Genomic DNA, 24,954 nt, shown 5'->3' with positions numbered 1-24,954 from the left:
GTTGGCAGACACGGCTGAAGGCATTGTAAAAGTGCTAGAATATCAGGCATGGGCTTTTTGTAGGGGTGAGTTGTGATCTTGGCCGATAACAACTCTACTACAAAAGCCCTTTCAGTTTAGCCAATTTTGGCGAAGGTATTGCTCTCAGGAGGAGATAAAATGTCATCATCAAATCTGATCCGTTGGTGCGGCCTGGCGGCGGTATTGGCCGGCCTATCACTCATACTTCAGCAGGTTTACGCCCTCGTTGCCCCCGACCCGACAACTGGCGGCTGGGTGGCCGTTCACACATTGGGTTACTTTGGCCTGGCAATTGGCTTGTTGGGTCAGATAGGTGTTTACGTCCGGCAGAAAGACCACGTCGGGCAATTGGGCTTCTTCGGCTTCCTGCTGGCGTTCATTGGCAACGTTTTGACAGCGGGTGCGGCGTTCCTCAACACCTACATCGTTCCGGTGCTGACCGTCGAAGCGCCCGCCCTGCTGGGAAGCCCGCCGGCGGATCCGGGGCCGCTGTTTGGCGGGCCAATGGGCCTGGTTGTCCTCCTAAGCGCCGTTATCGTGACGATAGGATTTATCATGTTAGGCATTGCCACCATGCGCGCCGGCATCCTGCCGCGCCCGGCGGCGCTGTTGGTCGTGCTCAGTTCATGGTTCGGGCTGGCGGCGATCTTTTCGCCCGTTGTCTTCGCCATCGCCGGCGCGGTCTTCGGGTTGGGCAATGCCTGGCTGGGCTATGCCTTGTGGTCAGAAAAGAGCTAGCGCCGAATTTGCCCAACGTTTTCGACCCGTGCTATAATCTCGTCCAATCACATAGCAAACAACGTCGAACAAGAGGAGTAAGCGCGGCAGGCTGATAGAGACGGCGGGCCACAGGCTGGAAGCCCCCACATGCGAAACGCGCTGAAGGTCGCTTGGAAGTTGGCGAGCAAAACAATCTCCAATTCTCTAATTCTCCAACTATTAGAGAATTAGAGAATTGCTAAGAACGCCCGGGTCTGCCCGTTACAGCTTTTGAGCGCGATGGCAAACTGCGCCATCGAAACAAGGTGGTACCACGGAAGAGTCCCTTTCGTCCTTGAGTGGATGAGAGGGATTTTTTTGTTCGTAAATTTTTCGGTCAACGAATGCCTTTGGCACAACGAATAAACGAATATGGCGCGGCTAGCTATTCGTTTATTCGTTCAATATTCGTTGACAGACAGAGGCTTACTCAATGGCCGAATCGCTTCCCAAAACCTACGACTTCGCTTCCACCGAACAGCGTTTGTACGCCTGGTGGGAATCCACTGGCTACTTCAAGCCGAAGGTTGACAAGAACAAGAAACCGTTCGTCATCTCCATTCCGCCGCCTAACGTGACCGGCGAACTGCACCTGGGTCATGCCATGTTTGTGGCTGTGGAAGACTTGATGATCCGCTACCACCGGATGAAGGGCGACCCGACTCTGTGGGTTCCCGGTTCCGACCATGCCGGCATTGCCACTCAACTGCAAGTGGAGAAGATGCTGCTGCGCGAAGAAGAAGTGACCCGCGAAGAACTGGGGCGCGAGGCGTTCGTCAAGCGCGTGTGGCAGTGGAAGGTGAAATACGGCGGCATCATCTACAACCAGCTTCGGCGGCTGGGCGCTTCGTGCGACTGGGATCGCGAACGCTTCACGCTTGACGATGGCCTCTCCCGCGCCGTGCGCCGGGCCTTTGTGACTCTTTACAACAAAGGCGCGATCTATCGCGGCACCTACCTGGTGAACTGGTCGCCCGGCCTCAAAACCGCCGTGTCCGATTTGGAGGTGGAATACAGTGAAGAGGCAGGGACGTTGTTTTTCTTCAAGTACCCGGTGAAGGGATCGGATGACTATCTCCCCGTAGCCACCACCCGCCCCGAAACGATCCTCGGTGACACCGCCGTGGCGGTTCACCCTGACGACGAGCGTTACCAGGCTTTCCTCGGCAAGACCGTGATCGTGCCCATCCTCAACCGTGAGATTCCGGTGGTAGCCGACGAGGCCGTGGATCGCGAGTTCGGCACGGGCGCTGTGAAAGTGACGCCCGGCCACGACGCCACCGACTACGCCATCGGCCAGCGGCACGGCCTGCCCGTCATCAACATCATGAATAAAGATGCGACGCTGAACGAGAATGCCGGGCCGTACAAGGGGCAGGATCGATTCGCCTGCCGCGAGAATTTATGGAAGGACATGCAGGCCGCCGGGCTGACGCTGAAGACACAGCCGCACACTCTGAACGTGCCGCGCTCACAACGCGGCGGCGAAATCGTGGAGCCGCTCATTTCCACCCAGTGGTTTGTGAAGATCAAACCGCTGGCCGAGGCCGCCATTGCCGCCGTAAAAGATGGCAACATCCAAATTGTGCCAGAGCGTTTTGAAAAGGTCTACTTCAACTGGCTGGAAAACATCAAAGACTGGTGCATCTCGCGCCAGTTGTGGTGGGGTCATCGAATCCCGGTCTGGTACTGCGCCGACTGCGGCCAGCAAACCTGCGCCGAAGTTGACCCAACGACTTGCGCCCACTGCGGCAGTTCCAAAATCGAGCAAGACCCGGATGTGCTCGACACCTGGTTCTCGTCCGGCCTGTGGCCGTTCAGCACGTTAGGCTGGCCGGAAGAAACCGAAGACCTGAAATACTTCTACCCGACCTCGACCCTCGAAACCGGTTACGACATTTTGTTCTTCTGGGTGGCGCGGATGATTATGATGGGCATTGAGTTCACCGGGCAAGCGCCGTTTGACACGGTTTACCTGCACGGCCTGGTGCGCGACGGCGATGGCCGCAAGATGAGCAAGACGCTGGGCAACGTGATTGACCCGGTTGAGGTCATGGATCAATTTGGCACCGATGCCCTGCGCTTCACCCTGCTCACCGGCTCCACGCCCGGCAACGATATGAACCTGAGCCTGCAAAAGGTGGAAGCCAACCGCAACTTTGCCAACAAGTTGTGGAACGCGGCCCGCTTCATCATCACCAACCTCGACAAGCACCCCCCTAACCCCTCCCCCGCGAACAAGGAATCAGGGGTGGGGGCTGACCTCACGCTGGCCGACCAGTGGATCCGCGCCCGCCTGGCCCAAACGATTGCCGACGTGAATCGGCTGTTCGAAAACTTCCAGTATGGCGAAGCCGGGCGGCAAGTGTACGAATTCTTCTGGAGCGAGTTTGCGGACTGGCACATCGAGGTCGCCAAGCTACAACTCGCGGAGGGCGGCGAGCGGGCCAAGCATACACTCGACACCCTGGTGATGGTGCTGGATCAATGTATGCGACTCTTGCACCCGTTCACGCCTTACGTGACGGAAGAGATTTGGCAACACCTTCGCAAAGCATGTTTAACGCCGGGGAGGCCGTCGCCGGAGGAAGGGTGGCCGGAGGCGTTGATCATCGCCAAATGGCCGGCCCCCACCCCAACCCCTCCCCCATCGGAGCCTTCACCGATGGGGGAGGGGCGAGGGGAGGGCGTGATAGACGATTTCGTCCACATCATGGAAGTCATCCGGGCCATTCGCAATGCGCGAGCTGAAAATAAAGTGGAGATGGGCAAGAAGATCGCGGCCACGATCGTGGCGGGTGACCGGGAGAAGTTGTTCGCCAGCCAGCACGAGGTCATCGCCCGCCTCGCCAGGCTGGAGCCGGCGCAATTCCGAATCCTTGCCGACCTGCCCCCTTCGGAAAAACCAAAACAAGCGGCGGCGATTGTAATCGGCAGGACGGAAGTTTATTTGCCGCTGGCCGGAATGGTGGACATGGACGCCGAAAAGAAACGGCTGATCAAAGAGATCGCCGACCTCGACAAACAGATCGCCAAGCTTGAAGGCCTGCTGGCTTCCGACTTTGTGAACAAGGCACCGGCGGCAGTGGTAGAGAAAGAGCGGGCGCGGCTGGCAAGCGCCAAAGAGACGCGGGCCAAGCTGGCTGAACAACTTGGTTGACGAACTGCATAAACAAAAAATCCGGCTTCTGTAAAACAAGAGCCGGATTTTGTTTGGTAATCAACAGCCTATTCAGCCTTTGCTTCGTTGTCGTCCTTCACACTTGCCGCAAAGCGCGTCAACTCGCCGGCCAATTCATTCATTCGCCCTAGCGCCCGCTCTTTGTTCTGCCCCGCTTGCGCCTCGGCCACTAGAGACTGCATCTCCTGCGAAACGCCGGAGAGGAATTTGACTCGAAACTGGTTGTACTCGATGAGCCGGTTGATGGTCTTTTGCAGTTCGCGCACGCGTTCAGTCTGTTGCTCAAGCTGGCGGTTGCTGTCTTGCAAGGCGCTGTGCAAATACTGTTGTTGCTCCCGCCCGGCCTCGTCAAGCTGTTCAATCGTCGCCATGCCCATCTCCAGCAAAATCTGGCCGATGGTGCTTCGCCAGCTCTGGGTGGTCAGCGATTTCTGCCGGGCCAGGGCCGCCTCCAACTGCGACTCGGTGATGACACCGCGCCGCACCAAAAACTCGCCAAAGCGCGGCAGGTGCATATCGGCCAGGTAGGGCGAGCCAGGGACAAATGCCTCGGCGGCCAGAAGCCTGCGCTCGGCCTGAGCGGCGGCCAGCGCCAGATTAACGCCGCAAGATGGACAACGGGTGTCCAGCAGCTTGACGGGCGTTTCACATTGCGGGCAAACGAAGAGGGGTTTGGTTTCGCTGGACATGCCGCTATTATAGCCTCAGTCGAACTTCCGAAAAACCAGAATGGTGTTATGGCCGCCAAAGCCAAACGCCGACGACACCGCCACTCGAAGCGAGGCGGTTCGGGCCACGTTCGGCACGCAGTCCAGCACGCAGCGCGGATCAGGTGTGCGGTAGTTAATAGTGGGAGGGATCAGCCCTTCACGCAACGCCTGAACGCACCAAATGGCCGCCACCGCGCCCGCCGCCCCCAGCATGTGCCCCGTCGTTGATTTTGTTGAGCTGATGGGCAGGGAACGTTCGCCGAAAACTTTTTGATAGGCCCGAACCTCAAGCGGGTCGCCGACCGGAGTGCTGGTGGCGTGAGCATTAATGTAGTCCACCTCGTCAGGTTGAAGGCTTGCCTTTTCCAGCGCGCGGCGAACGGCCCGCGCCGCCTGGGCCGCCGACTCGTCGGGGGCGGTGAAGTGAACGCCGTCGGACGTGCCAGCGTAAGCCATAATCTCGGCCAGCGGCTCGGCCCCGCGCGCCAACGCATATTCCAGCGACTCGATCACCAAAACCCCTGAGCCTTCGCTCAACACAAAACCGTCGCGGTCAGCGTCGAAAGGGCGGCTGGCCTCGGCGGGCGCTGAATTGCGCCGCGAGAGCGCGCCCAGGTTGTCGAAGCCGGCAATGCCTAAAGGATGAACGGCGGCTTCCGCGCCGCCGGTGATCATCACTTTGGCGTCGCCGCGCCGGATCGTCTCCAGAGCCATGCCAATTGCATCCGCGCCGGTGGAACAGGCCGAGGCCAGACCAAAATTTGGGCCGTGCGCGCCAAACCTGATCCCGACCTGCACGCCCGGCGAGTCCACCACTTCCATCGGAATCAGAAGCGGGTTCATGCGTTGCGGGCCTTTGGTGTTGAAAATTTCCTGCTGGGCGGTGTACGTCCAGAGTCCGCCGGAGCCGGAGCCGATCATCACCCCGACATCGTCGGCGTTGGCCGGAGTGATGGTAAGCCGCGCCTGGGCCGCTGCCTCTGTTGCGGCGGCGAGGGCGAACTGAGCGCCCCGGTCGGCGCGCCGGGCTTCTTTGGCCGACATGTAGTTTAGCGGATCGAAACCCCAGGCCTCACCCGCAATCTTCACCCGCCATCCCCACTCCGCTCCGCTCCGGGGGCTGTCGTCATCCCCGCTGACATCAAACAAAGTGATGGGCCGGATGCCGGAACGACCGGCGGCCACGTTGCCCCAGGCCGTTGGCACATTCAGGCCGACCGGCGAGATGAGGCCCATGCCAGTGATGACGACGCGCGGGGCCGGGGAGGGTTGCATGTTATGGCTGGATGGTGATCCTCGTCGGCAACACAATGCCTTCAGCGAAAACTTCCGTAGGCGTCACTGGCTGGAGCCGCTCGCCTGTGCCGGCATTCCACAGGCCCACCACCAGCTTGTATTCGCCGGGCGGCGGATCGGCATTGAACTTCAACGCGTGCTCGTCACGAATATAACGATCTGCAGGCCAGCGCGAGGTTGGAAAGTCGGCCGGGTTGAGTTTATCGGATTGCGCGACCAGTTGCCCGCCCGCGTCAAGCAGGTGGACGTACACTTGAAAGTTGTGAGGCTGGGGCGCTTGCGTCTTCCAGTAAAGCGTCACCGTCAGCGGGTCGCCGGGTCTGATCGCCGAACTATGAACATCGTAAGCCAGCAATTGAAAGCCGCGATCGAGTTTGACGTAGTGCTCGTATTGAGCCACCTCAACTGTGTTTCCAGTGGACTCGTAGCGGAACCAGCCGGATCGATCAGCGGTCAACTTAAGACCAACGGCCAACACCAGCACGGCGGCCAGACCCAGGGCAGGCCGCCAATCCAACGGGGCTGCGTCACTCTGTTCCGACCCGCCTGTCACCGCCAGCCAGATCGCGCCCAGCAAACCGATCAGCGCGACAAAGGCTAGTCCCCAACCCAACCGCCGGGGCCAGGTGTCGGCAAAATCAACTTCCACCGTGTGCGTGCCTGCCGGGACGTTGAAAGTGATGAAGCCGTCGGGCTGGGCCACCTCAATCGGCACAAGCTGGCCGTCCACTCGCGCCTGCCAGCCGGGAAAATAGAAGAGGAACAGGCGAAAGACGAATGCTTCGGGCGAAGAGACTTCGTAGCGTGTGTAGTAGTGGCTAAAAACCTGAGGTGAAACTTTTGCGCCAGCGGGCAGGGTGGCGCGATTAACGCGGTTGATCAGCACATCGCCGGCCTGATACGAATTGAGTATGACCGGTTCGGCGCCAGGCACCACCGACACGCCGACGGGCAAAAAGTCGTTGGCCGATGTTGTGCCGAGCGCCCGGCCCTGAAGCTCCACGCCGATCATGCGCAGGGGCGTCACCGCGCCAAACTCGCTCCATTGTGGCGGGTACAGCAGAGGCATGGCGGCCAGGATGATGAAGCCAATGGAAAGCGAACTGGCAATCACTGGCAAACGTTTGTCGTCGAAACGATCCAGCCAACGCACGGCGTTGCCGGCCAACGGGGCAAAGGCCAGGGCCGCCGGGCCGAGAAAGCGCGTGGGAAACTGGAAGAACGACATGAGGGGCACGGCTTCCCAAAAGTTCACCGAGGCCTGGGTGATGACGTAGACAAAAGCCAGGGCGGCGAAGGCAAAGAAGATCGTATCGAGGCGGCGCAGGCGGGCCGAGAAGATGGTGAGGGCGCCAGCCACGGCCAGCAGCCACTGTGGCAGGCCGAGGTTGTGATTGAAACTCGGCTCGGTTGCGCCCAGATCGAAGTAGTGCGACGGCGAGAGCAGTTCGCGCAACGAGGTGAAGTAGTTGTGGAAGTCGAAGTAACCCGGCCCGGCCACGTTGTGAAGTTGAACGGCGCTGCGCTCCAGCCCGGCGGGCAACCAGTAGAAGGCGGCCAGGGCCAGCCCCAGGCCCAGGGCCAGGGCCAGTTGCGGAATGTAACGGCGTGGTTCGGGGCCAAGATAAGTCTGCGGCACGAGGGGCGAGATCAGAGTCTCCCAGGCCAGGAAGGCCAGCAGGAAGCTGTAGACCACCAGCGCCATGAGCGGGTGCGAGAGGATCAACGCCGCCAGCGAGAGGCCGGAGAATGCCAGGTGGCGCGGCGAGCCGGTTCGCCGCAACCGATCAAACGTCCACAACATGAGCGGGGCCAGGCCAACGGCGAATGTTTCAGGGACGTCGCCACGCGCGTGGGGATCGATATACAAAATGTAAGGCGAAAAGGCAAAGGCCGCCGAGGCCACCAGGCCGGCCAGCGGCCCCCAGCGGTCGTGGCCAAACAAATACATGCCGACCGCCCCGAGGCAAAAGGCCAGCACCAGCACGAACTTTGTCCCGGCAACGACATCCGTTTGAGTCAACAAACTGTAGTCGGCGGCGAGATGGTAGCTCAGCGGCGAGTAAAAATTGAAAACCGGGTAGCCGTAGCCAAAATAAAAATCGGAGGCCCAGCGCGGGTACAAATTGCCTTGCTGGATCGCAGACTGAATCTCGGCGGCCCGGTAGATGTGCATCTCGGCGTCGGTCATGGTTGGCAGGCTGGGGCGGGTCAGGAGCGGCCACGAAGCCAGCAAGCCAATTGCCAGTGCAGCCAACAGGCCGGGGTCAACATAGCGACGAATCAATGACATGAGGGTGATTTGGATAGACGAAAGATAAGTCCGAAATCCCTGAAACAGCTTCAGCGGATTTCGGACTTGAGACAACCACAAGGACTCAGCGTCTGATGCGCCTTTTGCCTTTGCGGCGTTTATCAATCGAGTTCAGGCAAGCAACGCCGGAATTTCCTCTGGATGCTTGGCCACTTTGACATGCGCCTGTTCAAGGGCGGCAATCTTGTCTGAGGCCAGGCCGGAGCCGCCTTCGACGATGGCCCCGGCGTGGCCCATGCGCTTGCCGGGCGGCGCGGTCTGGCCGGCAATGAAGGCCACCACCGGCTTGGTCATGTGCTCGGCAATGAACTCGGCGGCCCTCTCTTCGTCGTTGCCGCCAATCTCGCCGATCAAAACCACCCGGTCGGTGTGCGGATCATCTTCAAACATCGCCAGCACATCAATAAAGTTCAAGCCTTTCACAGGGTCGCCGCCGATTCCGACACACGACGATTGGCCCATCCCGCTCTGAGTGATGGCGTAGATCACTTCGTAGGTGAGCGTGCCACTGCGGGCCACAATGCCCACACTGCCGGGCCGGGCGATGTAACCGGGAATGATGCCAACTTTGGCCTCGCCCGGTGTGAGCAAGCCGGGGCAATTGGGGCCGATCAGATGAACCTTCTTCTGATCGAGATAGTTACGCACCTTCATCATGTCCTGCACCGGCACGCCTTCGGTGATGCAGACGATCAACGATACCCCGGAGTCGGCGGCTTCAAATATCGCATCCGCCGCAAACCGGGCCGGGACGTAAATCAAGGCACAGTCGGCCCCGGTGGACTCGACTGCCGATTTGCAGGTGTCGAAGACCGGCACTTTGCCGTCACAGGCCCACTCGCCGCCTTTGCCGGGCGTGACGCCGGCCACGACTTTCGTGCCATAGGCCAGCATTTGCTGGGCATGAAACGCGCCCTCGCGGCCCGTAATGCCTTGAACCATCACCCGCGTGTCTTTGTTTACAAGAATGCTCATAGCCGATTACCGATCGCTAATTCTCTAATCCTCCCATTCTCCAATTCTTTGATTGAGAATTAGAGGATTAGAGAATTGGAGAATTATCCTTTCGCCGCCGCCACTGCTTTTTTAGCCGCGTCGGCCAGTGAAGTGGCCGTCGTCATTTTGGCCTCGGCCAAAAGCTGGCGGCCTTCTTCTTCATTCGTGCCCACCAAGCGAACCACCATGGGCACATCCGTCTTCACTTCGTCCAGCGCCTTCAGGATGCCCCGCGCCACTTCATCGCAACGGGTGATGCCGCCAAAGATGTTGAAGAGCACAGCTTTTACGTTTTTATCCGAGAGGATGATGCGCAACGCGGCGGCCACTTTATCGGCGGTGGCCCCGCCGCCCACGTCGAGAAAGTTGGCCGGTTTGCCGCCAAAGTGGCTGATGATGTCCATCGTGCCCATCGCCAGCCCGGCGCCGTTCACCATGCACCCGATCTCGCCGTCGAGATTCACGTAGGACAGGCCGTACTTGCGCGCTTCAATCTCGGCGGGCGCTTCTTCGTCCACGTCGCGCATCTCGGCCAGGTCGGGGTGACGGAAGAGGGCGTTGTCGTCCACCACAATCTTGCCGTCCAACGCCACCACCTGATTAGCGCCGTTGATCACCAGCGGGTTGATCTCGGCCAGCGTGGCGTCGGTGTCCCAGTAAGTTTGATACAGCCCGGCGGCAATCTGGCCGAAGGCCTTCCAGTGTTCGCGCGCCAGGCCGATGCCCGCCGCCAGGTTGCGGGCCTGATAATCGCGCAAGCCCAAAAAGGGGTTGATGTGTTCGCGGATGATCTTGTCCGGCGTCTCGGCGGCCACGGTTTCAATATCCACCCCGCCCGCCGACGAGGCCATCATCACCGGGCACTTGGCCGCCCGGTCGTTGGTCACGCCCAGATAAATTTCAGTCTTGATCTCAGCCGCTTCGTCCACCAGCACTTTGCGAACCGGCAGGCCTTTGATCGTCATCGCCAGAATCTGCGCCGCGAACTCCTCGGCGTCTTGCAAATTTTTCGCCACCTTGATGCCGCCGGCCTTGCCTCGACCGCCGACCAGCACTTGCGATTTGATGACCACCCGGCCCCCCAACTCGGCGGCGATCTCACGCGCTTCCTGCGCCGTGGCCGCCACCCGCCCTTTTGGAATTGGGATGCCGCGTTGAGCAAAAAGTAATTTAGATTGATACTCGTGAAGTTTCAAAATGGCCTCCAGTGGAGAAGAGGAGAGGGAATGTTTTGGAGCGACGCAGATTATACCATCGCCAAACGGCAACTCAGACACCAGGTGGCTTGCAGCCAGGTGTCTGAGTAAACGCTCGGCAAAAAACCAACCCTTACCAAACCCTTACTGCCCGGTGTTCAGACCAAACCTCATCACCCGGTTGTTGTTGGTGTCCACCACAAACAATTTGCCGTCGCCCACCGCCAGGCCGGTTGGCAACGCAAACGTGCCGCCATCCGCCCCAAAATCGCCAAACGTGTACAGGAACTGCCCGCCTTCATTGAAAACAATCACGCGGTAGCCTTCGGGATCGCTGGCATAAAGATTGCCTTGCCCGTCCAGCACAAGGTTCGGCTTATTGTCCAGCGATTGGCCGAACCAACCGAACACTTCCCACTTGCCTAGATACGAACCGTCGTTTGAAAAGACCTGCACCCGCTGGTTCCAGGTGTCGGCCACAAAGATGCGTCCGTCGCCGGCAACGGCCACCCCCGTCGGCTCGTCAAGCTCACCGTCGAGCACCCCGGCCTTGCCAACCGAACGCAAAGGTTGCCCGTTGTTGTCGAACACCAGAATGCGTTTGTTGCCAGTGTCGGCCACGTAGACATTACCGGCTTCGTCCACCGCCAGGCCGCGCGGCCCCCACATCGCGCTCAACCCGGCCTCGGTCAGGCCAAACGTGCCCCACATCGTCAGGAACTGTCCGTCGGCAGTGAACTTTTGAACGCGGTGGTTCCAAGTATCCGAGGCAAACACATTGCCGTCCTTGTCCACCGCCAGGCCCCACACTTCGTTGAACGTGCCGGGCAGGGCCGAGCCGTCGTCAATCTTGCCCAGGCCGCCCCAACTGCGGATGAATTGACCCTCGGCAGTGAATTGCTCGATCCGGTTGCTCTTCGTGTCGGCCACATACACTGTTCCATCCGGGGCAACCGCCGCAACGCGGGGAGAGTTGAACTGCCCCTCACCCGTCCCGCCTGCGCCCCAGGTTAACTCTGAGGCAAGTTGAACCTTGTTCTTGGCGTAAGGATCGTCGGGAACCGGCTCGAGCGCGGTCGGGCCGATGCCCAGCGACCACAACTGGGCGGCCACATCTTTGCGAATGTAGAGCCGCATTCGGTCGGCCACCGGCCAGCGCGAAAGGCTGTAATCCACGTTCGTCAGTTCGCCGTACTTTTTGTAATCGCGATAGAACCAGATGTTGAAGATCGCCTGCCGGAAGTCGGGGTTGGTGATGGCGTTGACCAGGCGCTCGCGGCCTTCAGGCTTGTCGAGGTTGAAGTATTCCTGCATCGGCCACCACATGCGAATGTATTCAAACGTGTAGTAGCGTTTGCCCAGGAGCGGCTCCACCCGCGCCCAGTTCGTGTCGCCGGAGATCACCAGCGGCGTGTCCTGGAACGTTTCGCGGCTCGGCTGGTTGCCGTAATACACCGAATTGGGATAATCCTTCATGTACCACGTCACCGGCCACGACACGTCGTCGTCGTAAGCCACGCGAATGCCTTTGCCGTCGGTCGTGCGCCGCGAAATCTCATCCACCTGAGCCATCACCGTCTTCACCCCCGGCGCGCCGGAAGCGTAGTTGATGAACTCGGTCTGGTCGTCGTAGTTGACGTAGCTGGCGAAGAAGGCGGCGCGGGCGGTGAGGAAGATCAGGAAGATGCCGGCGACGCTGGCGGCGATAGTGCCCAATTGCTGCCAGCCCAGCCGCTGACGAATATAGTCCAATCCCACCAAACCGCCGACGACGACAATGGCCGCCATCACGAACGAATTGGTGGCCTGCAATTGCGCCAGTTCGTTGCCCCGGAACGGCGGGTTCGTGCCGAGAAGCGTAATCAGAGCGAATACAACGCCGTACATCACCAGCGGCGTTACCAGCGCCGCCACCCAGCCCAGCCTCTGCCAAAAGGCCGCCCAGTCCACCGCATCCAAAATTTGGCCGAAGGCCCAGCCTGCTAGCAAAATAAGCGGCAGGGTGATGTGAACTTCGAGCCAGGGCATCTTCTCGCCCGCCGCCGAATACCCAATCATGGCCATGATGGCCCAAAAGCCGATGAAGAGCAGGGCCGGGAACTTATGTGAGCCGGTCGGCGAATCGACGTTCAAGGTCTCGCCAACATTTTTCACTTGCGTTAGTCGGGCCAGGCCCAACCCGGCGGCAATCAACGAGCCGATAGCCGGCAAGAATTCATAGACAGGCGTCTGCACCAGCAAATAGAAATACCAGGGCTGGCTTCCACGTTGCACCGGTTGCTGGTCGAGCCAGTAACCCAGCGAGCCGACGATGCCTGTCCAGAAACCGTTGCCGTTGGTGAACATGGTGGTGAAGAGCGGGATGAAGATGCCGTAGAAAATCCCGGCGCAGATCAACCACTTCTTCCAATCCCACAACAGGCCGACGCCCGCCGCCAGCAGGAAGAGCGGAACAAAGACCGTTGCCGTTTTGAGCAAGCCGGCCTGTGAATAATCGAGCGGGTCGGCCTTGAGCAGGAACTTAACTGGGAAGGCCGTGAGTTGCGGCAGGACAAACGTGCCCAGCACAATGAGCATATCGTCTACGGCAAAGTCGCGTAGTCGTTCGCGGAACTGGAGGAGGCACATCAACCCGGCGACGAGAAACAGCAACAACGTTATCCCGAAGGCAATGGCCGCCGCTTGCTTGACCGGGTTGACCGGCTCGGTGGCGGCGCTGATCGGCGCGTTCGGGTCGGCGGGCACGGCGGTGGCGGTGGAGCTGAATTGATCGATCCTCACACCCTCGCTCAGGCCAAACAACACCCCGGCCACCACCCCGGCCATGACGGCCAACCCGATGGCGGCGACAAAGGCTTGCCGGTACTGGGCGTTGTCCCACCTCGCCTTGAACATTTCATACAGAAAGATGAAGCCCAGGAACAGCATCCAGACGGCGATGTAGATGTACGATACTTCTTTGGTGGTGTACATCAACGAGGTGGCCGCTACCATGATGTAGAGCCATTTTGCCTCGCGCTTCTCCATGTAGTTGAACAGCGCCAGGGCCATGAGCAAGCCCCAGACGACGACATACGACTCGTTGCGAACGTAGCGCGAGTAAAAGAGCATGTAGGGCGAGATGATCATGAACAGCGCGCCCAGCATGGCCCCGCTCTTGCCCAGCCACTTGCGAAAGCCCCACAGGAGGGCCACTGCCGCCACACCAAAAGCCGCCGCCGGGATGCGGGCTGTGAAGTCGTTGGCCCCAAACAGGGCGTACGTCAGCGCCAGGGCATGGAACTGGAATGTGCCGTGCATGAGCGGCGTGTGAACAAAGCCCTTGCCCTGGTATAACTCATACGAGTAATACGTGTGCAGGCTTTCGTCGTGGCTCATCACCCGCACGTCCAGCATGAAAAAGCGGGTGGCAATCGCCAGCACGATCAGGGCGGCATAAGCCGCCTTCTCCCAGTCGAGCGCCAGCGCCGGCCCCAGAGGCCGCTCCAGCAGGGAAGGTTGTCGTTGTAATGTCACTTCGGTCATGGCTCTTGCTCCAACAGCAACCACAGGTTACACAGATTTCACAGATTCATTCCGTGCAATCAGTGTCATCTGTGGTTACATCATTGATTCTTTTCGCTCAGGGTTTGCACATCCTGCCGCACCCACAACACCTTGCGCGAGTATTCCACGTCGCCGCCGCTCCGGTACAGCCACCAGTTGATGAAACCGTCGAGCGAAAACAGGCGCGGGATCGAACGGCCAAAGAGGGCAAAGCGTTGCCCGACATAAGTGCCGTTGAGCGTCTCGTCAAAAACGGTTTCGCCGGTGATCACCACCGGGCCAAGTTCTTCGGGCGACAGCCCGTCCACAAATTTCAGTTTCGAGAAGTTTCGCAATTCCCAGGCCAGCAAACCATTCCGGTCGTCCCAGGTCGGGTCGTTCAACACCACCACTTCCAGGTCGCCGTCGCTCCCCACGGTCCGATCCGAGATGTCCTCAATGGTCTTCGTCAGCAGGTGAATATTGCCGGTCGTCGGCGTCGGGTTCCAAAGCTCACGCGGGTTGTCGCTTCGCTGGGTCAGCCGCCAGCCGGCGCCGATCGTGCCCACCAGCATGATCGCGCCCAGGGCAATCACCCCGCCGCGCACCGCCGCCCGCTTGCTCCAACCGAGGGCGAACAACACCGTGACGACCACCGCCAGAGCCAGCACGCCGCCTGCCAGAGCCAGCGGCAGGTAAGGACTGCTACTGACAGCAAACGTGATGGAGCGGGCGTACGCGCCCAAATTGAAGTAGGCAAAAGTCAACATCACAAACAGCACGGCGGTCTGCGCGGCTACTGTCTGCCATTCGCCTTCGGCGGCTTCGGTTTCAGAGAATAAATCGGCCAGTGCTCTGCCGCCCAGCAGAGCCAACGGGAAAACAACCCACAAGGCATCGCTCGCCTCACGCCCGCTGTATATCTGCCCAAACAGAATTGCGCCCACTGCAACCGCCGCTAAAACTTTGGCCGGCTCACGCCAGGGTAAATCGCAGGCGTTGGGTTCGGTTTCAATTTGAACGAAGCGTGAGGCAAAGTTGTGCCAGAGGCCGGAAAGAAAGGCCACATACAAGCCGCCGATTCCGAGCATGACCAGCAAGGGTTCGTAGACGACAAGAATTTGTGGCACAAGGCCGATTGGCCGCCCATCGAGTGACGGCGCCCAGCCTCTAATCCAGGCCGGGAGGGCCTCGCCCGCCGCGCTCAGACCGGGCCGATTAATCATCACTGCCGACGACAGCAGAAAGAAGGTCAGCCCAGCCGGGATCAGCAAACGAGACCAGTTGCCTTTCAATAGCGTCAAACCTTTTTGCGTTTCCTGAACAAAGGTTGGCCGCACCAGCGCCACCAGCAACGCCGCTAAAACACCCGCTGCCAGGCCGGATAAGAATCGCGGGCCGCTGGCCAGCCCAAGCCCCAGGCCCAGGCCGGCCAGAAGCAAACCGCGCGCCTCGGCGTCGTTTTCGTTCCCCGCAAACATTCGCCAGCCGGCCACGACCAACCACAGGCCAAGCGCGGCCAACGTTGTGCCGTCGGCAACCCGCGACGAAGCAATGAGGACGGATGAGATCGCCAACAACCCGCTGGCAACCAGCGCCCCGCCCCGGCCCAGTTCGCGCCGGAAAGTGAGCGGCGTAAAGATCAGCGCCGTGCCAGCCAGAGCCGGCCAGAGCCGCGCCCAGAACTCGTTCGCGCCAAATAGCGAAAAGGCAAACGAGGTAAGGGTGAACCAGGCCGCGCTCACCGGCTGAAGAGGCTCACCGGCGGCAACCACATAGCGCCAGGCGGCCAGCGCCTCGCGCGCTTCGGCCTGCGAAAGCGGCGACTCACCCAACGCATGCAGCCGCAAAAACACGGCGGCCAGGCCAATCAAAACGTACAGCCCGGTCTCAACCGTGAGCGCCGATTCCAAATTAAAAATTTCAGCTTGCGTGCTTGACGCGGGAGCGTCTCGCGCCTCTCGACCGATTGCCGTCATTTATCCTTCCGTTCGTAAATCGTCACGCCGTCGGCCTGATAGATCACGCGCATGAACCGGGCAAACTTGCCCAGGCCATCAGCGCCGTACTGCGCCGCTTCCATCGGGCCAACGTAAACGTAGCGTATGTTGAACTCGTCCAAAATTACCTGCGCCTCTGTCCACGTTGGCGCTTGATAAAGAAGCTTGATCTTGTCCTCGCGCCCGCCGGAGGCTTCGGTGTTGCCGCGCCATTGCAGTTCGTGGAACGGCCAGCCGATCACCGTCGGCAGACCGGTGTGGGCCGCCACCCGCGCATATTCCGTGTAACTGCCGCCCACTGCTTCGGCGATCACGGGCCGCCCGGCCACCGTCGCATTCAAAAACTTGATGGCTTCGTAATCCGACGTTCGCGAGGTTGCCATGTAGGCCATGCCGTCGAGCGTGGCGTACGGGTTGCCTTCGAGATCGCGCGTTGTGCCCATCCAGTTTTCGGTGATGGTCGTTGTGGACAGCACGGGGTAGATCAGGCCCAGGGCCAACACGGCGGCAACCCCGGCCCCGAACAGAGTCTTGCCAACCGGCTTCAGAGCCTGCAAAAGCAAATACGTTCCAAACGCGGCGGCGATTGACCAGATCACCCAGGCCTGATAATAAAACTTGAAGACGGTGTTCATGCGCCAGCCGAAGAAATCGCGCAGGTAGACGAATTCCGGGCCGAGGGTGAGAAGCGCCCCGGTGGCGATCAAAATGACGGCGAAGGGAGTCAGATCAAGGTTGGGCCGGCTCGGCTCGTCATCCGTTTTCTGTCGCGGGGCGAAAACCCAGGCCGCCGCAACCGCCAATAGCAACGTGAGCAGGAGCGGCATGGCGGCCCGCTCCAACCGCAGGCGCAACACCTGAGGCAACACATCCTGCAAATTGGCCGTCCCGATCATGCTGTCAATAGCCTGTTGCGCGTCGGGCCGGTCGCTGGTGATGATGAAGAATGCCAAAAGCGCGCAGACGATCATGAGGCTGGCTAAAATAGAGAAAGCAATCATCGCCCCGCCCCGCCATTCCATTGTTCGCCAGCGGCGAGCGACAAGCCAGCCCATGAGGGCCAGCACCACAAACAGCGACGGGCCGAACATGACCGCGAACTGCTGAAGGCGAGTGGCAAAGATCACGTTCGGCAAAATGCCGCCCAACTGCGAACGGAAGCCGATGTAGAACGGCAAATATAACAACACGCCGCACACCGCCAGTCCAGCGCCGAGCGAAATGCCGTCGCGCCAGACATCCGTTGCCCAACTGTCGCGCAAACCGCGCGCCACCGTGTAGCTGGCGACGACGACGAAAATATAAATCGGGAAGTCCCAGGTGTTCAGGAACGAGAGGCCGCCGAGCAGAATTGCGCCAATCAGCAAATCAGGCCAGGCCAGTGGCGGCAGCCATTGTTGCCAATCATCGGATTTCAAGAACGAGAAAGCTCTCGAAATTCCCGTAACCACTAACGACTCCGGCCAAGCCAATGAGGTCATCTGTTGATTTGGTTCATTTGTCTCAGCAGTTGCACGCGGTTTGTCGGCGTTGGTCTGCACCATCAAAAACAAGTTCAGGGCAAAGGCAATCGCCAGAAAAACAAACGGCAGGCCAAGCACGTGCGGGTGCATGTCGCCCAGCAAGAATGAAAAGAAGGGGAACTCGTCAATCACTTCAATCTCTGCGCCAGTGAAAGGGTTGATGTCGTGAACCACCCGCGAGGCCTGCCACCACCACAGAAAACGGTCGGGCATCCAGCCGGCACTGGGCAGAGTCGGGGCCACGTTCGTCCACTTGATGTCCAGCCACGCCCAGAAACTCTCGCCAAACAGTCCCATCTTGTGCATCACTTCAAGGAAGCCGTTGAGGTTGCCGATCAACATGAACAGCGGGCCGAGCAGAGCGGGCATGATGGCCCTGCCAACTCTGACTCCTGAGTCCTGACTCCTGACTCCTGCTATCAAATTCAACACCACCCCAAATGCGCCTAGAGCCGTGAGCGCAAACAGTAAGGCAATGCCCAAATTGAATCCCGCGCTCGGCAGAACGCCGGAGAGCGAGATGAGCATGGCCATGATGATGTAGCCAAAGTAGTAGTAGCTGATGGCATAGCCCGAAAGCCAGGGATCGCCCGGCGGCTGGGTTCCGGTGCGAAGCACCGAGTTGAGAAAGGCAAACTCCATCGGCTTTTCGGTGGCGGTGATGGTGGGGTTGAGGGCGCGGGCGTAAGCCCAGAAAGCAAAGGCGGCCAGAAAGATGATCTCGGTGATCAGTACCACCTGCCAATTTTGCCTCAGCCACTTTCCCATCTCGGCAGAGTTGCCGCTTCGCAAGGCAAATGCAGAAAGGACGCCGACGATGAGCAGGGCGGCGACCACGCCGCCGGGGTTGACCAGCACAAAGCCAAAGTTGCCCAGCAACCAGCCCACGTAACCCACCGCCAGCAGGCCGCCGGTCTTTGAAAGGCTATAACCGCGATCGGGGAGGAAACGGAAGAACCAGAAAAGGATGGGCCAGGCGACGAAACCAAAAATGGTGACGATCAACCACCACAGAAAAAACGCAAGCAAATCAGGCATAAGTTAATTCGTTGCTCCCGGCCCGGGGGTCAGCGTCGGCGTAAACGTAGAGTCGGTGAGCGGCAAGTCACGAGTCGCTTCAACCGTTGCCGTGTCCAAAACGATGCTATGGGCGGCAGGAGTCTGAATGGCCGGGACGCTGGGCGTCGCCGCCCGCGCGGCGTTGAGCGTGAGGTTGGAAACCAGGGCCATCACCACCACCGCTGTGCTGGCCGCCACTTGCCACGACCGTCGGACGGCGGGCAAAATGCCGGGGCGGCCAAGCCGGTCGCGCACGCCTGCCCAGGCCAGAGGTGGCAATGGCAAACGCGACAAGGCCTGGGCGGCAATCTTCAGAGCCGCGTGCGTTTGCCGGGCTTCGGCGGCCTCGGCCCGGCAGACTTCGCACTCGCGCAAATGCGAGTTGACTCGCGCCCGCGCCTCAGGTCCGAGCCGATTTTCAATGTAAACCAGTAGTAGTTCTTCAGAAACGTGTTCCATTTTTTCAGGCAAAGGCCGGACAGTCGTCCGGCCTCTCTAAAAACATCGCGCTTGCAAAGCGCTCCTACTCGCACCCGCTCAGAACAACGCCATCAAGTCGCGTCCAGCGCCTCCAGCCACTCCTCTTGCGGGGCGCCCGGAGCCGCCAACTGTTTCCTGAGCGCCACAATGCCGGTTCGCACCCGAGACTCAGCGGCTTTTGCGCCGCAACCAACGGCCTCGCCAATTTCGGCGTAAGGCAGGTCGCCGACGAAGCGCAGTAGGACGGCTTCGCGCAGTTTGGGTGAGAGGGCTTGCACCGCCGCCCACAGTTCGCGCTGAACGCCTCGCGCCGCCAGCCAGTCTTCCAGCGAACGGATTGAGCCGCGCCGCGATTCGTGGCGGGCAAACCACGCCAGTGGCACGGTCTCCAGCCACTTGCGCCGCCGCTTGTTGCGGCACCGGCTAACGGCAATGGTGAAGAGCCAGGTCTGAAGCGCCGAGCGGGCCGGGTCGTAGTGGCCCAGATTCTTCAGCGCGTACACAAACGTATCCTGAGTCACTTCCTCGGCATCGTCGGCGTCGTTGAGCAAGCTGGCCGCCAGCCGGAACACCGCCGGGCTGAACTGCCGGAAGAGGGCCTCCACCGCCGAGTCGTCGCCCCCCAGGGCGGCGCGAAGCAAGTCGGTCACACGTTCTTCAGAGTTATACACGGCCAGAGCCTAAAATCCGCTGTAGAGCGACGCGAAGCGGGCAAATCGCCCTACTTCACCACCTCGTAAATCACCACGCCGTCATTCTGGTAGGCGGCCTTCAACAGGCCGGCATCCACCATGCGCTCGAACTTGACGAACGATTCGGGCGGGTAGTAGGCCAATTCGTAGCCGCCGACCACAATGTAGCTTACATTGTATTTCTTTAGAAAAGCTTGCGCTTCGGTTTCGTCCAGCGTCGAATAAAACAGGCCGATGTCTTCCACGCGCTTGGTGACCAGAGTATCAGAGACGACGACGCCGCGCTGCTGCCGCTGGTGCCAGTTCCAGCCGACAACGCCGGGGAGGCCGGTGTTGATCGTATACCGCGATCCCCAGCGATACTCCGGCGTGTTCACTTCCACAATCACCGGCGAGCCTTGAACATTGTCCTGCATCCAGCGGATGGCGTCGTAATCGTACTTGAGCGGGATGTAGTAGCCCTGATCGCAATGCGCGCTCCACTGCATATAATCCATGCCATCCAAACTGTGAGGTTGATCTTTCACATCTGAACTCTGGGTGTACAGCAACGGCATTCCAGGGATGGCTTTGCAATCAACGCCCGGTTCGGTTGAGTCCAAGACCGCCGTGCGTTGAGGGAAACGATCGCGTATTTTGGCCGAAGCCGCAGTCGCCGTGTAAGACGCGGCCACCACAACCAGCACGGCCAGCGCTATCTGCCAGACCCGGCGGTTGAGCGATACCCACTCCGGCATCTGCGCCCAGACCCAGGCCAGAGCCGGGCCGGAGGCCACGCTCAGGAACGTCCACACCTGAAGGTAAAACTTGAACTGGGTGTTCATCCGGCCAATGTCGCCCTTGGCCACGACGACTTCCACCACCATCGTCAACAGCAGGCCGAGGCCAAACAGCGCCAGCGTCACCCGCCGTTCCGGTTCGGCGTCGGGCCGGATCATCAACAAGCCCGTCCAGGCGACGAGCGGCAGGGCAATGACGGCAACCTTGTAACCGGCAAGCCATAACCCGATCACAAATACTACAAACACGGCCAGCGTGAACAGGGCCGGGTTGATCAAGTCTCTCACTTCGTCGAGCGTCGTCTTTTGCATCCAGCGCCGCGTCTCGACCAGCAGGAAGCCGAGGGCGATGAACAGGAACAAGCCGTGAATGATGATGTAAGAGTCGAGCGGTGTGCGGTCGCCCTTCCAGAGTTCGATTGCGCCGTAGCCTTCGCCGCGCCAGGCCGTGTAAGGCCGGAAGAGCACACTGGCCAGGCCGATCAAAAGTATGCACCGCCAACTCACGTCAATCAAGAACCGGATGCTAAACTTGCCGTGCTTGAGATACTCGGCATAGAAAATTGCTACACCCCCCAGCAGCCAGTAAGTTTGATAGTCCGACAAGTTTGAGGGCTGGATGACGCCAAAGGCCAGCCCGCCGATTGCCCACAGAGCAACCGTCTCTAACCAACCAGGCCGCTTCCCGCTCCGGGCGTTGTTCACCAACGACACGATCCAGCCGAGGGTGACGACTGACATGGAAAGCACAATCATGTGTGCGTGCAGGTCGGCGTAAAGGAAGGTAAAGAATGGAAACTCGGCAATCGTCACTTCGGGGGTGACGCGAGTGGCGTTCCAATACCACTCGCCCGTGCCGATCGGCGTCGGCTGGCGTTCTACGTAAATGCGCCACGCGCCCACTGCCGCCCGCTGAAGATCGGCAAAGAGCGGCGAGGCCGTTTGAACGTCCGCCCCGGCTCGCGTCAGGGCCTTCATAATCACGTCCTTCTGGCCCAGGTTGCCTAGCGCCACAAAGAGCAAAGCGGCGGCGAGGCCGGCGAAGTAGGGGTTGGCGGTTTTGGTAATTGGGTATTGGTTATTGATTGATTCTTCAGCTTTTGGTTTCCGGCTGCTCGCCACTAAGTTGTAAGCCACGCCAAACGCGCCGATACCGACGAGCGAGAACAACATAGGCAGAATGAGGTTGTAGGCAAACGACGGCACGATGCCCAGCATCTTGGTGACGGTGGCGACGATGACAAAACCGTAATAGTAGTAGTTCAAGTAACCGCCGGCAAACCAGGGATCGTAAGGCGGGAACGAAGTGCTCTTGAGAACGGCGTTGAAGTACGAAAAGTCCATTGGCTTCTCGCCGCCATAAGACGGATGCCACAAGTCGGGGTTGCCCAGCCGGATGAGCAGGAAGAAGACGAAGAAGCCCAGCGAGAGTATTTCGACGATCAACACATAGCGCCGGTTTTCGGCCAGCCAGGCCTTGATCTCGCTCCCGCGCCGCCAGACGATGAAGGCCGACACCGGAACCAGGGCCAGCGCCACCAGCCACAGCGTTAACTGAGTGAAGGGCAGAAGTTGAACGCTGGCTAACAACCAGGCCGTCCAGGAAATTAGCAACAGTGAGACGTTGCGGGTGAAGGCGAAGCCGCGATCATGAAGGCCGCTGAAGGCAACGAAGGTAATGGGGAAAGCCAGCCACCCCAATAAAACGACGGTGAGCCACCAGGCCACGACGCCCAGCGGTTCAATCGCATTGAGCGGGCTGTTCCGGTTGAACATTTGCGACCAGGTTCCGCCCGCCTGTTGCTCAGTCACGCGATCACGCGGCAACATGAGCAGAGTCGGGGCGGCAGTGGCCTCGCGCGGCCCTTGATTGACGACCCGGGTCAGGTCAACAGCATAAAGCACCGCCGAGGCTTTCTCAATGGTGAAGTCGGCGCGCTTCTTGAAGACCCACACCGGCGCGTGGTCGTAAACGCTGAAGGCCTCCTCGGCTGAGAAGATGTTGTCGTTCCAGGGTTCGGCTTTAGAGATCGGCAGGTCGGGTTGGCGGCCCCAGGCCACAGACCCGGCCACGTCGGAGATTTGAAGCGGGCCAATGGTGATCGGCGATTGGAATTGGGCGACGAGGTCGAAGCCTAATCGGCCATCGAACAAGGCGCGATAGTATTCCATCGTCATCAGGTAGGCGTTGGGCAGGCGCGAGGCGCTCCAGATGGCGCGCTGGCTGGGCAGGATGAGGTAATCAACCTCAGTCAGGTTGTTGATGATCATCTGGCGCTTGTTCTCGTCGTCGCCCCAGCGCATTTCCATCGTCAGGCCACGATAGAGGCCGCCAAACCCGTCGCGCCCTTCTATTCGCAGCGGCAGGCCTTCGTCCCACGACTCATTGGCAATGGCCGACCCTGTCACTTCCAAAAAGTTTTCCGGCCCGCCTGAGGCGAGAAGGTAATAACGCGTGCCCTTCTCCAGTTGGACGGGGCCGAGCGGCGCGATGAACGTGCCGCCCGGCAGGCCGGGGTCTTCCGTTTCGATGATCACGTCAGTCTGAGCCAGCGGTTGCGTGCCTTCAGGGTTGGCCGAGAGGACGACATGCAAGATGGCGGTTGAAGCGCCGGCCAGGTCGCGTGCATGTCCAACTGTTACTGAATTTACTGTGCCGCTCACGCGTGGTTCAAGCACGGCCAGCAAAGGCTGGTCGCCGGCGATTTGCGCCGGGAAGGGCGCAGAGATCGGCTCAACATAAACGCCGTCGGCTGTATCGAGAGTCAGGTTGAAAGCGGCGGGGACGTTTTGGTAAATCCACCTGGAGGCCTGGATACGCGAGTTGTCAGTCCGGTAAATGCTGGTGAAGCCCCAGGCCCAGGTGAGGGTGCCGAGGGTGACGACAGCGAAGAGCGCCGCCGACGACAGACGATAGACGATAGACGAAGGTTTGCGTTCGTCCTTCGTCTCGCGAAGCGGTCCTTCGTCTTTATCACGTTTCGCCATCGCCCACAACTCGTAAACCGCCCACGCCGCAAACAGGGCCATGAAAGGATAGATGGGCAGGAAGTAGCGAACGGACTTGACCCAGCGCGTGCCCATGAACAGGAAGTAACCGCCGGCCCAGGTGAGCGGTAAAAGATGAAGCCGCCAGGCTGAAGTGTTGAGCGAGCGCCAGGCCGCCCAGGCCAAACCGGCCCAGGCCGCCAGGCCAAGCGGCAGGCCCATGCCCCAGATCACCATGTTGATGAAGGGGAAGATCAGCGCCGGGCGATTTGTCCATTGCTCGCCGGGCGGGCCGCCGCCGATGCCGCTCGACTCGGCCTGAGCCACAGCCATGCTCTCCGACCATTCCGGATTCGGTTTAATCGTGAAGAGGGTCGTGTCGCCTGTCTCGGCGCGGAAGGACATGGGCTGGGTGACGCGGAAAGCGATGAAAGCAAACACGGCGGCCAACGCGATCCGCCAGCCGGCTTCGATCAACAGGTTGGTTGGGTCGCGCCCCTCTTTTTGCGCCTTGAGCCAGCGGTCGGTGTAAGCAATGAAGGCCGCCGCCAGAATCTCGCCGAACAGCGGCAGGAGGTTGATGCGCGAGGCCAGGGCCATGCCGAAAGAAACGCCGAAGAGAACATACCAAAGCCAATCGCGATAGCGACTCCCTTTCCCTGTCGCCCGCTCTCCGGTGACGGGGACGGCCTGCGCCGCCCGGACGGCGAAATACATGGTCAAGGCCGTGAACGTCCCGGCGATGTTGTCCGCCGTCATAAAGTGCGACTGCTGAATCTGCATGACGGCCAGGGCGCTGAGGGCCGCGGCCAGCAAGCCAACGCGCCGGTTGTATAAACGTGAGCCGATCAGGAAAATGATCAGCAAAGACAGGCTGTCGGCCAGGGCCGAGAGCTGGCGGCCCATGAGTCGCAACTTGGTGTAATCGGTGTTGCCGGTGACTTCGGCGGCGAAGCGAATGATGGTGAGCGGCCACTGGCCCCACCTCATGCGGTTGTCGGGAACCGGGTACTCCGGGTCGGGCGGGATGGGCAGGCCGTCAATGTCATATTTCTGATACGGACTCATCGGCGAGATGCGGGTGTTGAAATACTCGCCCAGAGATTTGGGAATATGGAGTTGAGTGAGGGTGCCGGTGAGGCCGTATTCGTCCGGGTGCAGGTCGGTGCCCTGGTTCCAATTTGTCCAACTGAAGCGGAAGTACAAACCGGCGGCGACGAGGAGGACGAGCAAGAGGTCAACCGCCAGACCGCGCCAGTCCAGGCTGGCAGTTCGCGGCGCGGCGCGTTCAACTTCGCGGGCTTCGGTGAGTGCCAGAGTGGAATCAATCACGCCGCCCGTCATCGGCGGCTGAAGTTCGGAACCCGGCATTTCTATTTCGTCGGCGGCTGTGCTTTCAGACATAATCAACTCAAACCACAGGTTTCATAGATTT

General features: G+C 60.1%; 13 protein-coding genes. 2 read left to right on the top strand and 11 right to left on the bottom strand.

All coding sequences use genetic code 11. The annotated features are described in order from the left end of the window. Nucleotides 1–159: 159 nt before the first annotated feature. Both HYZ49_00280 and HYZ49_00275 read left to right on the top strand, forming a co-directional pair. Nucleotides 160–759 carry a hypothetical protein gene (locus tag HYZ49_00280; GenBank protein ID MBI3240719.1) on the top strand — a complete coding sequence of 200 codons (600 nt, stop codon included), beginning with the start codon at nucleotides 160–162 and terminating at the stop codon, nucleotides 757–759. A 454-nt stretch (nucleotides 760–1,213) separates the two neighbouring features. Then, complete coding sequence (locus tag HYZ49_00275) at nucleotides 1,214–3,940, top strand: valine--tRNA ligase (protein MBI3240718.1); 2,727 nt, start codon at nucleotides 1,214–1,216, stop codon at nucleotides 3,938–3,940. A gap of 68 nt (nucleotides 3,941–4,008) precedes the next feature. Here the strand turns inward: HYZ49_00275 and HYZ49_00270 are convergent, their stop codons facing one another. The 11 genes from HYZ49_00270 to HYZ49_00220 form a co-directional block, all read right to left on the bottom strand. After that, entirely contained in the window at nucleotides 4,009–4,650 is a 642-nt protein-coding gene (locus HYZ49_00270; GenBank protein MBI3240717.1) for a hypothetical protein, read from the bottom strand. Between the two features lie 15 nt (nucleotides 4,651–4,665). Continuing rightward, nucleotides 4,666–5,946 carry a beta-ketoacyl-ACP synthase II gene (gene fabF / locus HYZ49_00265; GenBank protein MBI3240716.1) on the bottom strand — a complete coding sequence of 427 codons (1,281 nt, stop codon included), beginning with the start codon at nucleotides 5,944–5,946 and terminating at the stop codon, nucleotides 4,666–4,668. 1 nt (nucleotide 5,947) lies between these two features. Continuing rightward, nucleotides 5,948–8,260 (bottom strand): glycosyltransferase family 39 protein, encoded by a 2,313-nt coding sequence (locus HYZ49_00260; GenBank protein MBI3240715.1) that lies wholly within the window; start codon nucleotides 8,258–8,260, stop codon nucleotides 5,948–5,950. Nucleotides 8,261–8,392: 132 nt separating this feature from the next. Beyond that, nucleotides 8,393–9,256, bottom strand: a complete 864-nt coding sequence (gene sucD, locus HYZ49_00255) for a succinate--CoA ligase subunit alpha (GenBank protein MBI3240714.1) — start codon at nucleotides 9,254–9,256, stop codon at nucleotides 8,393–8,395. Nucleotides 9,257–9,339: 83 nt separating this feature from the next. Continuing rightward, nucleotides 9,340–10,473, bottom strand: coding sequence for an ADP-forming succinate--CoA ligase subunit beta (gene sucC, locus HYZ49_00250; GenBank protein ID MBI3240713.1), 1,134 nt, complete (start codon nucleotides 10,471–10,473; stop codon nucleotides 9,340–9,342). Nucleotides 10,474–10,617: 144 nt separating this feature from the next. Further along, on the bottom strand, nucleotides 10,618–13,998 hold the full coding sequence (locus HYZ49_00245; protein ID MBI3240712.1) for a TIGR03663 family protein: 3,381 nt from the start codon (nucleotides 13,996–13,998) through the stop codon (nucleotides 10,618–10,620). Between the two features lie 80 nt (nucleotides 13,999–14,078). Continuing rightward, nucleotides 14,079–15,977 carry a glycosyltransferase family 39 protein gene (locus HYZ49_00240; GenBank protein ID MBI3240711.1) on the bottom strand — a complete coding sequence of 633 codons (1,899 nt, stop codon included), beginning with the start codon at nucleotides 15,975–15,977 and terminating at the stop codon, nucleotides 14,079–14,081. Then, on the bottom strand, nucleotides 15,974–18,559 hold the full coding sequence (locus tag HYZ49_00235; GenBank protein ID MBI3240710.1) for a hypothetical protein: 2,586 nt from the start codon (nucleotides 18,557–18,559) through the stop codon (nucleotides 15,974–15,976). The genes HYZ49_00240 and HYZ49_00235 overlap by 4 nt, the downstream gene beginning before the upstream one ends. Nucleotides 18,560–18,562: 3 nt before the next feature. Next, on the bottom strand, nucleotides 18,563–19,039 hold the full coding sequence (locus HYZ49_00230; protein ID MBI3240709.1) for a zf-HC2 domain-containing protein: 477 nt from the start codon (nucleotides 19,037–19,039) through the stop codon (nucleotides 18,563–18,565). A 92-nt stretch (nucleotides 19,040–19,131) separates the two neighbouring features. Then, on the bottom strand, nucleotides 19,132–19,731 hold the full coding sequence (locus HYZ49_00225) for an RNA polymerase sigma factor (GenBank protein ID MBI3240708.1): 600 nt from the start codon (nucleotides 19,729–19,731) through the stop codon (nucleotides 19,132–19,134). A gap of 50 nt (nucleotides 19,732–19,781) precedes the next feature. Then, the gene (locus HYZ49_00220; protein MBI3240707.1) at nucleotides 19,782–24,923 is read right to left on the bottom strand and encodes a glycosyltransferase family 39 protein; all 5,142 of its coding nucleotides are present in this window, start codon (nucleotides 24,921–24,923) and stop codon (nucleotides 19,782–19,784) included. Nucleotides 24,924–24,954 lie beyond the last annotated feature (31 nt).

Source organism: Chloroflexota bacterium (assembly GCA_016197225.1).
GTDB lineage: Bacteria > Chloroflexota > Anaerolineae > Anaerolineales > VGOW01 > VGOW01.
This window is presented reverse-complemented; position numbering and strand designations above follow the sequence as displayed.